We start from the raw sequence: 13,906 nt of genomic DNA on the forward strand, positions 1-13,906 counted from the left end.
CGATGTCGCATCGGCCCGACTCCCCGCCGATGTATCGGACTTGACCAAGCCCCCCAGCGCCTGGGTGAACCCCTGACGCACTGGCCCGAGCGCCATGTTCCCAAGGTGAGACAGCGGAAATTGGGCTGCGGCGAGGCGTCCGGCCGCTCACACTGGGCGGGCCCCGATCTTCCGAGTTCCGAAGGAACACCTCCGCGTGCAGGCAGCCGTCACCGTCACCCCCGCCCAGATACCCGAACTGCTGCTCGGGCTCGCCACCGTGCGGCCCGTGTTCCTCTGGGGAGCGCCCGGGATCGGCAAGTCGTCGCTGGTGCGGCGGTTCGCCGACTCGCTGGGGCTGGAGTGCGTGAGCCTGCTCGGGACGCAGCTCGCCCCGGAGGACCTGATCGGGGTGCCGCAGATCCGCGACGGGCGATCCGTGTTCTGCCCGCCGGAGGCCATCGCACGGGACGAGCCGTACTGCCTGTTCCTCGACGAACTCAACGCCGCGAGCCCCGACGTGCAGAAGGCCTTCTACTCGCTGATCCTGGACCGCCGGATCGGGTCGTACGAGCTGCCCGCCGGGTCCATCGTCATCGGGGCCGGCAACCGGGCCACGGACAACGCGCTGGCGAGGCCGATCGCGTCCGCGCTGGTGAACCGCCTCACGCACGTCCATCTCCAGGCGTCGGCGGCGGACTGGCTGGTGTGGGCCGGCGAGCACGGCATCCACCCGTGGGTCACCGACTATCTCACCGACCGGCCCGACCACCTCTGGTCGGCACCGCCGAAGACGGAGGAGCCGTTCTCCACGCCCCGCTCCTGGCACATGCTGTCCGACGCGCTGCACTCCTTCGGACCGGGCATCGACGAGAACACCCTCAAGGTCGTCGTCCACGGCACCCTCACGCCCGCGCACGCCGTCTCCTTCTGCGGCTACGCGAAGATCGTGCGCCACACCTTCGGCATCGAGGCCATCCTCAAGGGCGACGCCTCATGGCCCGCGCGGCTCGAGGACAGGGACCTGCTCTACTACCTGGCCGAGGCGTTCCGGGGGCGGCTGGTGAAGGAACTCCCCCGGCAGAAGGAGCATGTGTCTCCCTCGCTGCGGCAGACCGCCTACCGCGCCAAGTCGCTGCTGGTGCAGCTCGCGGAGATCTCCGTCGAGGTCGCCCAGACCGTCATCGCCGACGACGCCGACGGGCAGCCGGTGCTGCCCGCCTGGTTCCTCGTCGAGGCCGCACGCGACATGCCGCGGCTGGTCGAGGCCCGGCGATGAAGGCCGCCGCGAACAAGGGTGCCGCGGGGAAGAAGGGCGACAAGCCCGACCCGGCCACCGAGGCGTTCGCGGCGGGGCTCGCCATGGTCAAGCGCAACCCTGCATTCGCCGCCGTCGAGGCCGACTTCTGCCGGCAGGGCAAGTGCGCCGCCACCCCGGCCGGCGGGCTGGCGGCCGTCGACTCGAACGGCGTCGTCCACGTCCATCCCACCAAGCGGGCGCGTCCCGAGGAGTGGGCCTGGACGCTCGCGCACTGTCTGCTGCACCTGGGCTTCGGCCATGTGCCGGCGGCCAAGGACAGGCTGCGCGAGCAGCCCGACCGGTACGACCTGGCGGCCCGCTGCACGGTCGTCAATCGCTTCCTGCTCACCTTCCCGGTGGGCAGCCCTCCCGGCGACGTCCCCGAGACGTACCCGGGCGGTGACGAGGAACTGCTCGCGGCACGCTGGCGCCGCGACGGCATCCCCGCCGCCTACCGGCACTGCGGCACCGCGGGCGAGCACCCCGACCAGGTCCTCACCACCTGGCGGGCATGGGACAACACCGCCGTGCCCGACTGGGAGACCGCCTTCGCTCACGCGCTCACCCGCAGCGTCTCCGCCGCCATGGACGTGGCGGGCGGCCGGCGCGACCGGGTCACCGGCGAGCGCCTGCCGCAGCGGCCCTGGGACCGGGCGCTGAACTGGTTCGTCTCCTCCTATCCGCTGCTCGGCGGGATCGCGGCCGGCCTGACCGTCGTCGCGGACGCCGAACTCGCCCGTGCCCAGGACATCTCCATCGCCGCCGTGAGCTCCGCCGCGGGCGAGATCTACATCAATCCGCTGCGGACCTTCACCGACGAGCAGTGGCGGTTCATCCTCGCCCACGAGATGCTGCACGCCGCCCTGCGGCACGGTGAACGCCGGGGCATGCGCGACCCGTTGCTCTTCAACGTCGCCGCCGACTTCGTCGTCAACGGCTGGCTGGTGGAGATGCGCGTCGGCGAGATGCCCGAGGGGCTGCTGTACGACCCGGAGCTGAAGGACCTGTCGGTGGAGGAGGTCTACGACCGCATCGCCACCGACCTGCGCCGCCGCCGCAGGCTCGCGACCCTGCGGGGCAAGGGCGTGGGCGACATCCTCGGCGACCCGTTGCCGCACGCGGCCTCCCGCCCCTACGCCGACCTGGACGACTTCTACCGGCGCGGTCTGGTGCAGGGCTTCGACCTGCACCAGTACGGCGAGCGCGGTCTGCTGCCCGCCGGGCTGGTCCAGGAGATCCGCGCGCTGGCCCATCCGCCCGTGCCCTGGGACGCGCGGCTCGCCCGCTGGTTCGACGAGTACGTTCCCCGGCCGGAGCCGGTGCGCTCCTACGCCCGCCCGGCACGACGGCAGGCCTCCACCCCCGACATCCCGCGCGCCGGGCGGTACTTCCCGCAGGAAGAGGTCCCCCGCTGCACCTTCGGCGTCGTCCTCGACACCTCCGGCTCGATGAACAGCGCGCTGCTCGGCAAGGCGCTCGGCGCCATCGCCTCGTACGCGGAGGCCCGCGACGTGCCGGCCGCCCGCGTCGTCTTCTGCGACGCGGCGGCGTACGACGCCGGATACGTGCCGCCGGTGGAGATCGCCGGACGGGTACGGGTCCGCGGACGCGGCGGGACGGTGCTCCAGCCGGGCATCGACCTGCTCCACCGGGCCGGCGACTTCCCGGCGAACGCGCCGGTGCTGGTCATCACCGACGGTTGGTGCGACACACTGCGTATCCGCCGCGAGCACGCGTTCCTGATCCCGCAGGGGGCCTCGTTGCCGTTCACGCCCAGGGGGCCGGTCTTCCGCCTGACATGAGGAGTCCCGGTGGCGGGAAGGCCGTTCGCCGGGGCGACGGAGAACCGGGTGGGGCCGGCGCGCGGATGCGTGGGGTGCGGGGACGCGTGGGCGGGAGCAGGCGCGGGCGGCCGGTGGGCGCTCATCACCTCCCGGCGGGAGGCGATGTCAGAGGACGCCGCCCGCCTCGTCGTGGAACACCTCCGGCCAGTAGCGGTAGTCGTCGGCGTCCTTCGCCGGCAGGCAAGCCACCGGGTCGACCGATGCGAGGACCTCGGCCATGGTGTCGGCGAGCTGGTGGTAGAAGTCCTGGGTGAAGTCGTGCTCCTGGTCGAGCCGTTGCTCCCGGTTGTACATCCACATCGTGAACGCCAGCGTCGATATGTCGGCGTTCACCGGAGTCGTCGTGTCGTCGCCGTACTCGCGGTACGAGAGCAGGCCGGTGCGGCCGTCGATCAGGACCTCGAAGTCGTGGACGAGACCGCCCAGGGTGATCAGTCTGTCCGCGTCGGCCGGCAGGCGGGAGCGTGCGTCGTCTGCGGGCGACGTGTGTTCCGTACCGGTCCGGGCTTCTGCCCCGGTCTCCGCCTCCCTCTCGGCCAGTATGCGCAGCAGGTCGTCTTCGCCCCACAGGCCGAACATGAGCTCCACCTTCGGGAGCCCCACCTCGGTGAGGAACCGGCGCGTCGGCTCGTGGGTCAGGGCATCGGGCAGGTCGGCAGCATCGACGCGGGCCATCTCCTCCGCCCCGAACTCCTCGTCCAGCAGTCCGTCCGGCAGGTCCAGCAGCAGGCCCTGTCCCGGCCCGGCGACCAGAGCCAACGGCCGTATCGTCGAGGCGATGCGCCACACCGCCGGGATCCCGTGTTCCCAGCCCGATCGCGGTCCCGCGCTGCCCCAGTCGCCGTCGTCCCAGTCCTCCTCGGCGAAAACGGCCGTCAGCAACCGCTCGGCCTCCGCCACCACTTCGGGCCCGGTCCGGCCGGCGAGAACGGCGAACCGGCCTCGCAACGCCCGGAAGTCGTCCACCTGCGCGAGGAATCGCACCAGTGCGTCGACGGACGGCGCGAGCGGGATCACGTCGATCAGACGGGGGGAGTCCTCGAAGAGATACATGGTGAAGACCCGCCCGGTGGCGCCGTCGAGGACGATCTCCTGGGCGTCGTAGTCCTCGCATCGGAGGTGACCGATCAGCACAAGGCCCGCGATGTAGGGGTCGAGCTCCGCCCGGTCCGCCCCGTCGGCCAGCAGATCCGGCACGGGCACCGCCCCGGCCCCGGCCGGCGGGGTGAAGCGCATCAGCCCGTGGTCCGCGGGCAGACCGGGGCCGGTCAGCCGGAGTCGGGTCGCCTCGTGCGTGACGGACGGATGGAGCGCGTGCGCGGGCACGCTGACGCTGGTGGTCGCGGACATGGTTCCCCCGTGGTGCTGTGCCGTGATCTCCCTACGACCACCACGATAGGAGGCACCACTGACATTGATGCTGATACTCGGGTTCCGGTGGCCGTGGCTCTGCCACTGACTGACGTCCTGCTGGGCAGCGGTATCCGGCAGCGGGGTCAGTCCCGGGCGGCGAACGCGACGAAGCCCGTCCAGCAGCCGGGGGAGAGTGCGAGCCGGGGGCCGTCGGTGACCTTGGAGTCCCGGACGTGGACAGTGGTGGGGCAGGCGGCGACCTCGACGCAGGAGTCGCCGTCGCCGCCACTGTAGGTGGACTTGTGCCAGGACAGGGCGACTTCGACGCAGGAGTCGCCCTGGGTGCCGCTGTAACTGCTCTTGAACCAGGCCAGCTCGGGGGTGCTCATACCGCTCCTCGCATTCGCTCCAGCAGGCCTACGGAATGTGCGGGGGTGAGAGCCTGCGAGCGCAGTTTTGCATACCGCTGAAGCAGGATGCTGACCTGTTTCGGGTCTGCGATGAGCTGGCCCGACTGTTGCCCCTCCGAGTAGGCGAGCCACTTGTGGTCCGGAGTCTCGAGGAGTTGCATCGGGCCATCGAGCCCTGCGTGTTGGGACTGCTGGGCAGGCATTACTTGGATCTCGACATTACGCAGACGGGCGTGATCCAGCATGTGTTCGAGCAGACTGCGGGTCACTTCGTTCCCGCCCAAACCACGGGTGATCACCGCTTCCTCGATGATGAAACTGAACGGCACGTTGGGCTTCTCGCGGAACAGATTACCTGTGCCTCCAACTGTTCGTCGGTCAGAGGCGGCACACTTTGCGCGAACACCGTCCGGGCGTACAGCTCGGACTGGAGCAGGCCTGGTACGAGACGGCATTCGTAGGTATCGAGGCTCACCGCCTCCGCCTCCAGCCCCGCCCACTGCCGGAACCAGCTCGCCAGTCCCGGCCGGCGCGACAGGTGCCGTGCCGCGCCCCTCAGCGTCCCGAAGGCGTCGAGCACCTCCTCCGCGCGGTCCACGAAGTCCGTCGGCGGGAAGCGCCTGCCCTGTTCGATGGAGGCCACCGTGGGGAGCGAGTACCGCACCCGTGGCGCGAACTCCTCCTGCGTCAGGCGCGCCCGCTTCCGGAACGCCTTGACCACCTCGCCGAACGCCTTCAGGCTGTCGGACACCTCCGGTTCCGCCGCGGACCCGTTCGATCCGCCCGCCCCGCCCGCCGTCTCCGTCATGTGCGGCCACCTCCCGCGTACGTGTGCCGTGCGTTCAACTCCGCAACGCGGCCATCGTCACGGTCCGTTACCCGTACTGTCCACCCTCCGTACCCGTACGGCGACTCAGCGTACGAGGGTCTGATCTGGGGAAACGCCGGTCGTGGACGCGAAGTTGGCCGTATGCAGCCACCCATCACGCCTCAACAGGTGGGCACCGTACGTGTGTTCACCCAGCGCTTCAGTTCCACGCCGCTCGGCGCGCGGCTCGCCCGGCACCTCGCCCTGCACCAGCTCCAGGCCTGGGACGTCCCGCACGGCTCGGAGGCGTCCGACGCGGCCGCGCTCGTCGTCGCGGAACTGGCGGCGAACGCCGTGACGCACGGCCGCGTGCCGGGCCGGGACTTCGAGTTGAGGCTCACCCGCACCCCCGGCGCTCTGCGGATCGAGGTGTCCGACACGCGCGGCGAACGCCGGCCGCCGCGTCACGTCACCGCGCCGCCGGACCTGGCGGACTCCGGGCGCGGGCTGGTGCTCGTCGCGGCGCTCGCGGACCGGTGGCAGGTGCTGGACCGCGTACCGGTGGGGAAGACCGTGCGGGTGGAGCTCGACCTGCCAGGGGCGGTGACGACCCCGTGACCCGCGCCGGTGCCGGTCGGTCAGTCGGGCGGGCGTGCGGAGTCGCCGGGCGGCAGCAGCGTTCCGAGGGGGCCGAGATCGAGGTTGAGGTCGTCCATGGTCAGCCCGTACTGGGCGCACAGACCGGTCATGCGGTCGTGCAGCAGGAGCAGCGTCGACCCCAGCCGCTCTTCCTCCTCCTCCGTGAGATCGCCCTGGTCGACCCGGTGCAGTGCCTGCCGCTCCATGAGCTGACGCAGCAGCTCGACGAGGGTGAGGACGAGCTTCATCAGGTCGCGTTCGACGGTGTCCGGGTCGGTACGGATCCGCCGGGCCGGCGCGGACGGCCGGTTCGCGGTCGCCGGCACGTCCTGTGGGGCCGCCGGAAGCAGCCGGAAGGCGCGGGAAGCCGCGTCCGCGACCTCGTCGAGCCGCTGCCGGGCGGGCGGGGGAGCGCCGCCCCGGCGCTCGGCCCGCTCGGCCCGCTCGGCCCGCTCGGCCCGCTCGGCCCGCTCGGTCCCGTCGGGGAGGTCGGCCCGGTCGGGGCGGGCGTCATCGGACATCCGGAAGGCCGCCCTCCGGTGCAGGTCCCACCCACAGGGGCCGGGTCTCCGCGTCGACGGACACGATCAGCGCGCGCAGCGAGACGCGCACGAGGTCGATGTCGGCGACGGAGAGCAGCACGTCACCGGTGATCACCACCCCGCCGCTGAGCAGCCGGTCCAGCAGATCGATGAGGGCGACCTGCCGCTGCGGGAGCGGGTCGTCGTAACGGGGGGTCACGGGCCCGGTCACGGCGGTCGGCCCCCGGCGCTCGACGGGCCGGACGTGCCCGAGGCGTCGGACGCATCGGACGTGCCCGATGCGCCGGGCATTCCGTCGGGCGGCGTGGTGAAGGAGTAGGGCACCCATGGGCCGGTGATCTCGACCCGTACGCCCGGCAGGTCCTCCGCCGCCCGCGCCACCTCCGTGCGGAACGCGTGCGAACGGTCCTCCCGCAGCAGATAGGCGTCGTTCACGACGTTCTCGCCGCCGGAGCCGGCCAGTTCACCCTGCTGGACCCGGTGGCGTGCCCGGTCGGTGGCGTACGCGTGGCCCGCGGCCTCGATCCGTTCCGCCGCCGTCCGTGCCGCCTCGTGCGCCCGTTCGCGGCTGCTCCGCTGCGCCCTGCGGGTGCGGAGGTACGAGCGCCCCGGGCCGAGACCGGCGTCGGCGGTCCCCGGGGCCGGGGCGGCGGCAGCGGCGTCCGGGCCGGGGGACTCCGAGGGGGCGTCCAGGTAGATCTTGACGCCCCATTCGACATGCCCTTCGAGCCGGGCCAGCAGCTGGACGAATCCGGCGCGGCCGGCGTCCAGTGCCTCCCGGGCGCGGTCGTCGTCGAGGTAGACCGTCGCGAGCCGCAGCGGCAGCACCGTCGTCGCCCCGGCGAGCGTCTCGATCACCGCGTGATGGGCGCGCGCGACCGCCTCCAGCCACTCGAGGTCCTCCAGGTGACGCCGCAGGGCGTCCTCGTCGAAGTCCCACGCGCTCACCGAACTCGCGACGAACGCCACCTCCCCGTGCCCGGCGGTTCCGGAGCCGGAGCCGGAGCCGGCTGCGGAGCGGTCGCCGTCCGTTCCCGCGACGACACGCACCGCGGCGCCTCCCACGCCCACCAGCTCCGCCGCGGACTCCCGCAGCGCCTCCGAGTCACGGGCGACGGCGTAGACGTAGGTGACGGCATCGCCGCCGTCCGCGAGGCCCTCGGCGGCGGTCGTCCCCTCAGGAGTCGTTTCCTCAGCGGTCATCGGCGCGGGTTCCTCGGCGTTCGGGGCGTTCGGGGCGTTCTGGACGTTCGCGGTTCTCGCGGCGTGTGCGGGTGGCAGGGCGGTCTTCGCGTTCGGAGCGCTCCGAACGCTCCGAGCGTGCCGCGCGGTCCGGCCGTTGTCGGCGTTCCCTGCGCTCCTGCGCCTCGCCGCGGTCCCTGACTTGGTTGTCTTCCTTGCTGTCCCTGTCCTCCAGGCGGCTGTCCCTGTCCTCCAGGCGCTCCTCGGACTCCCGGCCGGCCCGGCCTTCCGCGAGCACCCGGCCCTCCACGACGGGGCGTGACGCCTCCAGGGGTTCCTCGGCCCTGCCGGGCAGCGAGCTTTCGCGCCGCAGCGCCTCGATCTCCTCGCGCAGGCGCCGGTTCTCCGCCGCGAGGGAGCGTTCCGAGCCGTCCTGCGAGGCGCGGGACGACAGGGAGGGGTCGTGCTCCCACCAGTCGATCCCCATCTCCTTCGCCTTGTCCACGGACGCGACCAGCAGGCGCAGTTTGACGGTCAGCAACTCGATGTCGAGGAGGTTGATGCGGATGTCGCCGGCGATCACGATGCCCTTGTCGAGGACCCGTTCCAGGATGTCGGCGAGATTCGTCGAGGACGAGCCTTGGGCGTACGCCGGCGCCGCCCGGGAGGGGTAGGAGCCGGTGTTGGCGAGTGGTTCGGTCACGATCGGAACCTCACGTTTCGCGGTGCGTGCGGTGCACGGCGTGGTCCCGGCCAGGCCGGGATCGGGGCCAGAAGCCCGACCGAGGGCACGACCGGCCGTCACCGCCCGATGTCGGCCCGGTACGCCATGATTTCTTCGAGGCGGTCCAGCAGCTCGTCCTCCCTCCGGTCGAACGTCTCCTCGTCGATCTCCCCCGAAGTGAGCTGGGCCTCCAGCTCTGCCAGCGCGCGATGCACGGGCGCCGGGTCGTAGTACTCCTCCTCCGCCGCCTCCCGCACCCGGTCGACGACCCACACGACCCCCCGCACCGGCGCCAACGGCAGAGTGACGATCTGGGTGAACAGACCCATGGCGCATCAACCCTTCAGACGAAGCTGTACGGAGGGAGCGGTCCGTTGAGCCGGAACGTGTAACCCTCGCCCAACTGGTTGGTGACACTGAGCTGGGTGGTGAGGAACAACTCCTCCTGGTCTTCGGCGACCAAGAACGACACGTTGAGGAAGTCCTCACCCGTCGGCTGCGCGGTGCTCACCTCGCGGCTGTGCGGACGCAGTGCCTCGATGACTCCGGAGGCCAGTGCCTCCTGCCTCGCCTGAATCTCCCCGGCCACCAACTCGCCCAGCCGTACCGGCAGATCGGGCGTCGCGTCGCCACCGCGGATCCGTTCGTTGAGCTCCCGGGCCGTCTCCGACTCGAGCAGGATCTCGCGGAGGATCGTCTCCTCGTCCTGCGACGCCTTCAGGTTGTACTCGGCGCAGCCCCGAACTGCCTCGATGCGCCGTGTGTACTTCGCCGATTCCTGCTCCAGCGCGTCCCGCACCGCGTCGTCGTCGGGTGCCGTCAGCCCGAAGCGCAGGGGCAGCACCGTGCCGTCGGCCATGAGGCGTTCCTGGACGGCCTGGTGCGCCATGACGTCGCGGCGCTTGGGACGCAGACCGTCCGGCGCGTCGCTGACGACGGCGCACAGCGACCCGGCGACCACCTTTCGCAGGTCGGCCGGCGGCTCTCCGACTCCCTCGACGCCGTCGAGACGGACCGGATGATCCTCGGCGGTGATCGAGTAGACGTACACGGCCATGGTCGCTCCTCACTGCGGGATCACTCCCGCCCGCCTTACCTTTCCCGTTCCCGCCGGGAGGCCCGCCGGGAGGGCCTGCGCTCTTCCACGGGTTCCCGTTCCTCGACGTCCGTCCCCTCCTCGAGCTCGGCGCGGTCGTCGGCCTGCCGCTTCTTGCCGCCGCCCGTCAGGGAATCGGCCACGGCCTCCATCGCGCCACCGAGCGCCCCCTTCGACTTCCCCTTCGCTCCGCTCTCGAGTGTGTCGCCGACGACGTCGGTCAGCTGGGCGGGCGCCTTTCTTCCGGACTCGAGATCGAGCCGGTTGCAGGCCTCGGCGAAGCGCAGGTACGTGTCGACGCTGGCCACGACGACACGGGCGTCGATCTTCAGGATCTCGATGCCGACCAGGGACACGCGCACGAAGACGTCGATGACCAGTCCGCGGTCGAGAATGAGGTCGAGGACGTCGTACAGGGTTCCGGAGCCACCGCCGCCGCCCCTGGCGACGCCGTCTCCGCCTTGCGGTACCACCGTCATGGTGTCTCCCTTCGTCGCAAGGCCCGCGACGGGCCTTCGAAGGTCGTTCAGTTCGGTCGGTCGATCTGACCGCGGGTGTAGCGCCGGGTGCGCCGGTACTCCACCAGGTCGCCCTCCTCGTCGAGCGTCACTCGGTAGCTGGCCAGCACGCTCGTGGTGTCGGGGATCCGTTCCACCTCCAGCACCTCCACGTCGGCCTCCCAGCCGTCCTCGGTGTGTCTGAGCGCCGATACCGATTCGGGCGGGCGGCCGAGCAGCTCCGCGAGCTGGTCCGCCGCGGAGCGCATCACGCTCGCCGCCTTGATCTTGGGACGCCGTCCGGCGGGATCTGAGGAAGTCATCGCCCCTTCCCATCACGGCAGGACCGTTCGTCATACAGAAACGTACAATTTCAGCATATAGGCATACTCGGGGTTCGCTGTGGAACTCGTGGACCTACCGGCTCTCCCGGCCCCAACAGGCCCGTACCGGCATGGACGTTGAGAGGCACGAGCAGGGGGGAGAGCAGCCGGGCACGGACTGTCACAGGGAGCAGCTCATGAAGGACATCAACCGGATGGCTCTCGCGGCCGCCGTGGCAGGCGGCTATGTCCTGGGCCGTACGAAAAAGGGCCGCATGGCCATCGCGGTGGGGACGTATCTCGCCGGGCGGCGCGCCGGTCTCGACCCGCAGAAAATGCTGACCCAGGGCGTGAAGACGCTCAAGGACGCCCCGCAGCTCGCGGGACTGGGCGACCAGCTGCGGGGCGAGCTCATGGAAGCCGGCCGCCAGGCGCTGGCGGCGACCGCCGACCGCAAGATGGCCGGGCTGGCCGACGCGCTGCACGAGCGCACGCTGCGTCTCGAGGACCGGGACGAGGGGGACGACAAGGAGCAGCGCGAGACGGAGACGGACCGGGCGGACGAGCCCGAGGAGGAGCAGGAGGAGCAGAAGCCCGAGAAGCAGCAAAAGGGGGCGCGGGGCGAGCTCCGGTCCCGCGGTGCCGCTGCCGGAAAGACGGCGAAGAAGGCCTCCGCCGGGACCTCCACCGAGAAGAAGGCCACCGCCAGGGCCGCCGCCAAGAAGGCCGCCACGACCGGCAAGGCGTCCGCGAAGCGAGTTCCCCCTGGCACGGACGCGACGTCCGGGTCCGGCACACGGCGGAGGTAGGGCCATGACCAGCACGGATCAGCGATCCACACCTGAGGCCGGTAGCGGCCTGGACCAGCTGCGCGAGGAGCTCACCGGCTACGTCGGCGCCCGCGCGGGACGGCTCGCCGACACAGCAGGCGACAAGGTGTCAGGCCTCTCGGACAAGCTTCTCGACGTCGCCGAGAACGGAGGAAAGTTGCCCGTCGGCGGAGTGATGAAGTCCCTGATCAGCGCCAAGCTCAAGAGCACCAAGGACAACATCGTGGGCAAAGTGAAGGAAAAGCTCGGAGGCGGCAAGGGCGGGCGCAAGTCCGGCGACACCAAGGTCATGAACATCGTCGAGACCATCGACGTGGGCGTGCCCCTACGCACGGCGTACGACCACTGGACCAAGTACGAGGCGTTCAGTGGCTTCACCAAGGGCGTGCGCAGCGTCTCCCAGAAGGACGAGGTCAGCTCCGACTGGAAGGTCAAGGTGGGGCCGTCCACCCGCGGCTGGTCGGCGACGGTCCAGGAGCAGATACCGGACGACCGGATCGTGTGGACGTCCGAGGGCGCCAAGGGGAGCACCCGCGGATGCGTGAGCTTCCACGAGCTGGCCCCTTCCCTGACCCGCATCGTGCTCGTCGTGGAGTACTACCCCTCGGGGTTCTTCGAGAAGACGGGCAACCTGTGGCGGGTCCAAGGACGCCGCCTGCGGCTCGACTTCAAGCACTTCCAACGCCATGTGACCCTCACGGACGAAGAGGCCGAGGGCTGGCGCGGCGAGGTGCGTGACGGTGAGGTCGTCGTCAGCCACGAAGACGCACTCGAGCGCGAAGAGGCGGAGCGCGAGGAGCACGAGGGCGACGAGGGCGACGACGAGCGCGGCGACCGCGACTACGACTACGAGGACGAAGCCGAGGACCGGGGCGAAGCCGAGGAGGAGGAGGGGGACGAGGAAAACGACGACGAGTACGAAGACGAGGAGGGTGGCCCCCGGCGCGACGAGGACGACGGCGAGGACGAGGACGAGGCGTACGAGGACCGGGAGGACGACGAAGAGGAAGAGGACGGCGAGGACTACGAGGAGAAGGACCGGGCACGGGCAGGAGCAAGGGCCGGACAGCGCCGCTGAACCGGCCGCAGGCCCTACCCTGCCTGTCATGGGCATCAGCACCGGCACGGGCAGGGACCACCGGACCGACGGCGCCGCGCACGCAGGGCGGCGCCGTTTCCTCGGCGGACTGGGCGCGCTGGCCGCCGGCGGCGCGCTCGCGGCGTGCTCGCAGGCGGAGGAGTCGGCACCGCGGGCCAGATCGCGGGTGGCCACCACCGCCTCGGACCGGCCCCGCAAGGCCCGCCCCTTGTTCATCGGCACGTACACGTCCGCGGAAGGGGGCGGCTCAGGGATCGCGACGGCCACGTACGACGAGACGAGCGGCAAGATCAGCGGGACCGGAGTCGTCGAAGGCGTCGGCGACCCCTCGTACCTCGCCGTCCACCCCTCCGGCCGCACCCTGTACGCGGTGAACGAACGCGATCCCGGCGCCGTGACCGCCGTGCGGCTCGATGAGGGCGGCGCCCACCAGGTGATCGGCAGCCGCTCCACCGGCGGGCCCGGGCCCTGCCAGCTGTCCGTGCACCCGTCCGGACGGTGGCTGCTCAGCGCCGACTACGGCTCCGGCAGCGTCGCCGTCCATCCGCTCGCCGCCTCCGGCGCGCCGGGTGAGCGTACGGACCTGGTCACCCACGCCGATCCGCCGCCCGGCCCCGGTCAACAAGGGCCGCACGCACACCAGATCGTCACCAGCCCCGACGGCGGGCACGTGCTCGCCGTCGACCTGGGGACCGACACCGTCTACACCTACCGCCTCGACACCCGGGCGGGCACGCTCACCGAGGTGTCGCGGACGACGCTGCGGCCCGGCGCGGGTCCACGGCACCTCACCTTCCACCCCTCGGGCCGGTACGCCTACGTGGCGAACGAGCTCGACAACACCGTCGTGGTCTGCGCCTACGACCCGCGGACCGGCAGGCTCCGGCCGGGTGCGCCGCAGCCCACCGGCACCGGCTCCGGCACCAACTACCCCGCCCAGTTCGCGGTGACCGGCGACGGCGGGTACGCGTACCTCGCCAACAGGGGGCACAACAGCCTGACCCGGTACGCCGTCGAGGCCGGCGGGTCGCGCCTGCGCCTGCTCGACACCGTGCCCGTCGGAGGCGACTTCCCCCGGCACATCGCCCTCTCGCCGTCCGGCGGGCTGCTGTTTGCGGCGAACCAGCGCTCGAGCACTGTGACGGCCTTTCATGTCGACCGGAGCACGGGCGGACTCCGCCCGGCCGGACCGGCGTTCAGGTCGCCGGTCGCGGTGTACGCGCTGCCGCTTTAGCGGCGTACGGGCGGGGCGGGGCGGCCGAGGGGCCGACCCCGCCGCG

The 13,906-nt window shown here is 71.4% G+C and carries 15 protein-coding genes and 2 pseudogenes; 6 read left to right on the forward strand and 11 right to left on the reverse strand.

What is annotated here, in order from left to right; translation table 11 throughout:
- Positions 1–196 precede the first annotated feature (196 nt).
- Together ACTMTU_RS00005 and ACTMTU_RS00010 are read left to right on the forward strand one after the other, a co-directional pair.
- Entirely contained in the window at positions 197–1,258 is a 1,062-nt protein-coding gene (locus ACTMTU_RS00005) for an ATP-binding protein (RefSeq protein WP_441261302.1), read from the forward strand.
- Complete coding sequence (locus ACTMTU_RS00010) at positions 1,255–3,081, forward strand: vWA domain-containing protein (protein ID WP_441261303.1); 1,827 nt, start codon at positions 1,255–1,257, stop codon at positions 3,079–3,081. The genes ACTMTU_RS00005 and ACTMTU_RS00010 overlap by 4 nt, the downstream gene beginning before the upstream one ends.
- Before the next feature lie 147 nt (positions 3,082–3,228).
- On the opposite strand, the gene ACTMTU_RS00015 is transcribed toward ACTMTU_RS00010, so the two are convergent.
- From ACTMTU_RS00015 to ACTMTU_RS00025, 3 genes and pseudogenes are all read right to left on the reverse strand, one after another.
- On the reverse strand, positions 3,229–4,473 hold the full coding sequence (locus ACTMTU_RS00015; RefSeq protein WP_441261304.1) for an SUKH-4 family immunity protein: 1,245 nt from the start codon (positions 4,471–4,473) through the stop codon (positions 3,229–3,231).
- A gap of 146 nt (positions 4,474–4,619) precedes the next feature.
- The gene (locus ACTMTU_RS00020; protein WP_441261305.1) at positions 4,620–4,865 is read right to left on the reverse strand and encodes a DUF397 domain-containing protein; all 246 of its coding nucleotides are present in this window, start codon (positions 4,863–4,865) and stop codon (positions 4,620–4,622) included.
- Positions 4,862–5,694: pseudogene (locus ACTMTU_RS00025) on the reverse strand (helix-turn-helix domain-containing protein). The gene ACTMTU_RS00020 and the pseudogene ACTMTU_RS00025 overlap by 4 nt, the downstream one beginning before the upstream one ends.
- A 162-nt stretch (positions 5,695–5,856) precedes the next feature.
- Between ACTMTU_RS00025 and ACTMTU_RS00030 the strand changes: the two are divergent.
- Positions 5,857–6,312 (forward strand): ATP-binding protein, encoded by a 456-nt coding sequence (locus ACTMTU_RS00030; RefSeq protein WP_441261306.1) that lies wholly within the window; start codon positions 5,857–5,859, stop codon positions 6,310–6,312.
- 20 nt (positions 6,313–6,332) lie between these two features.
- Here the strand turns inward: ACTMTU_RS00030 and ACTMTU_RS00035 are convergent, their stop codons facing one another.
- The 8 genes and pseudogenes from ACTMTU_RS00035 to ACTMTU_RS00070 all read right to left on the reverse strand — a co-directional run bounded on the left by ACTMTU_RS00035 (position 6,333) and on the right by ACTMTU_RS00070 (position 10,697).
- Positions 6,333–6,854: a gas vesicle protein K gene (locus tag ACTMTU_RS00035; protein ID WP_441261307.1), complete on the reverse strand. Its 522-nt coding sequence runs from the start codon at positions 6,852–6,854 to the stop codon at positions 6,333–6,335.
- Positions 6,844–7,086, reverse strand: a complete 243-nt coding sequence (locus ACTMTU_RS00040; protein WP_441261308.1) for a gas vesicle protein — start codon at positions 7,084–7,086, stop codon at positions 6,844–6,846. The genes ACTMTU_RS00035 and ACTMTU_RS00040 overlap by 11 nt, the downstream gene beginning before the upstream one ends.
- A complete protein-coding gene (locus tag ACTMTU_RS00045; RefSeq protein WP_441261309.1) occupies positions 7,083–8,078 on the reverse strand; it encodes a GvpL/GvpF family gas vesicle protein in 996 nt (331 codons plus the stop codon). The genes ACTMTU_RS00040 and ACTMTU_RS00045 overlap by 4 nt, the downstream gene beginning before the upstream one ends.
- A gap of 331 nt (positions 8,079–8,409) precedes the next feature.
- A pseudogene (locus tag ACTMTU_RS00050) lies at positions 8,410–8,760 on the reverse strand (gas vesicle protein); the annotation flags it as partial.
- Between the two features lie 98 nt (positions 8,761–8,858).
- Positions 8,859–9,110, reverse strand: a complete 252-nt coding sequence (locus ACTMTU_RS00055; RefSeq protein ID WP_159685338.1) for a gas vesicle protein GvpG — start codon at positions 9,108–9,110, stop codon at positions 8,859–8,861.
- Positions 9,111–9,124: 14 nt separating this feature from the next.
- Positions 9,125–9,838, reverse strand: a complete 714-nt coding sequence (locus ACTMTU_RS00060; protein ID WP_441261310.1) for a GvpL/GvpF family gas vesicle protein — start codon at positions 9,836–9,838, stop codon at positions 9,125–9,127.
- Positions 9,839–9,873: 35 nt separating this feature from the next.
- Positions 9,874–10,356, reverse strand: a complete 483-nt coding sequence (gvpJ, locus tag ACTMTU_RS00065; RefSeq protein ID WP_441261311.1) for a gas vesicle protein GvpJ — start codon at positions 10,354–10,356, stop codon at positions 9,874–9,876.
- 47 nt (positions 10,357–10,403) lie between these two features.
- Positions 10,404–10,697, reverse strand: coding sequence for a gas vesicle protein GvpO (locus ACTMTU_RS00070; RefSeq protein WP_159685333.1), 294 nt, complete (start codon positions 10,695–10,697; stop codon positions 10,404–10,406).
- A 197-nt stretch (positions 10,698–10,894) separates the two neighbouring features.
- Between ACTMTU_RS00070 and ACTMTU_RS00075 the strand changes: the two genes are divergently transcribed.
- Genes ACTMTU_RS00075 through ACTMTU_RS00085 form a run of 3 tightly spaced genes read left to right on the forward strand, consistent with a single transcriptional unit; the run spans position 10,895 to position 13,860 of the window.
- Positions 10,895–11,506: a histone protein gene (locus ACTMTU_RS00075; RefSeq protein WP_441261312.1), complete on the forward strand. Its 612-nt coding sequence runs from the start codon at positions 10,895–10,897 to the stop codon at positions 11,504–11,506.
- A gap of 4 nt (positions 11,507–11,510) precedes the next feature.
- Complete coding sequence (locus tag ACTMTU_RS00080; RefSeq protein WP_441261313.1) at positions 11,511–12,605, forward strand: SRPBCC family protein; 1,095 nt, start codon at positions 11,511–11,513, stop codon at positions 12,603–12,605.
- A 28-nt stretch (positions 12,606–12,633) separates the two neighbouring features.
- Entirely contained in the window at positions 12,634–13,860 is a 1,227-nt protein-coding gene (locus ACTMTU_RS00085; protein ID WP_441261314.1) for a lactonase family protein, read from the forward strand.
- The last annotated feature ends 46 nt before the right edge of the window (positions 13,861–13,906 follow it).

The sequence above is a fragment of the Streptomyces sp. OZ13 genome (genome assembly GCF_052068155.1).
GTDB lineage: Bacteria > Actinomycetota > Actinomycetes > Streptomycetales > Streptomycetaceae > Streptomyces.

What these genes read in the sequence shown, in the direction of transcription:
- gvpJ (WP_441261311.1), bottom strand. Translation starts at nt 10,356, where the DNA reads ATGACGGTGGTACCGCAAGGCGGAGACGGCGTCGCCAGGGGCGGCGGC.
- ACTMTU_RS00035 (WP_441261307.1), bottom strand. Translation starts at nt 6,854, where the DNA reads ATGTCCGATGACGCCCGCCCCGACCGGGCCGACCTCCCCGACGGGACC.
- ACTMTU_RS00075 (WP_441261312.1), top strand. Translation starts at nt 10,895, where the DNA reads ATGAAGGACATCAACCGGATGGCTCTCGCGGCCGCCGTGGCAGGCGGC.
- ACTMTU_RS00045 (WP_441261309.1), bottom strand. Translation starts at nt 8,078, where the DNA reads ATGACCGCTGAGGAAACGACTCCTGAGGGGACGACCGCCGCCGAGGGC.
- ACTMTU_RS00080 (WP_441261313.1), top strand. Translation starts at nt 11,511, where the DNA reads ATGACCAGCACGGATCAGCGATCCACACCTGAGGCCGGTAGCGGCCTG.
- ACTMTU_RS00060 (WP_441261310.1), bottom strand. Translation starts at nt 9,838, where the DNA reads ATGGCCGTGTACGTCTACTCGATCACCGCCGAGGATCATCCGGTCCGT.
- ACTMTU_RS00030 (WP_441261306.1), top strand. Translation starts at nt 5,857, where the DNA reads ATGCAGCCACCCATCACGCCTCAACAGGTGGGCACCGTACGTGTGTTC.
- ACTMTU_RS00015 (WP_441261304.1), bottom strand. Translation starts at nt 4,473, where the DNA reads ATGTCCGCGACCACCAGCGTCAGCGTGCCCGCGCACGCGCTCCATCCG.
- ACTMTU_RS00010 (WP_441261303.1), top strand. Translation starts at nt 1,255, where the DNA reads ATGAAGGCCGCCGCGAACAAGGGTGCCGCGGGGAAGAAGGGCGACAAG.
- ACTMTU_RS00070 (WP_159685333.1), bottom strand. Translation starts at nt 10,697, where the DNA reads ATGACTTCCTCAGATCCCGCCGGACGGCGTCCCAAGATCAAGGCGGCG.
- ACTMTU_RS00020 (WP_441261305.1), bottom strand. Translation starts at nt 4,865, where the DNA reads ATGAGCACCCCCGAGCTGGCCTGGTTCAAGAGCAGTTACAGCGGCACC.
- ACTMTU_RS00055 (WP_159685338.1), bottom strand. Translation starts at nt 9,110, where the DNA reads ATGGGTCTGTTCACCCAGATCGTCACTCTGCCGTTGGCGCCGGTGCGG.
- ACTMTU_RS00085 (WP_441261314.1), top strand. Translation starts at nt 12,634, where the DNA reads ATGGGCATCAGCACCGGCACGGGCAGGGACCACCGGACCGACGGCGCC.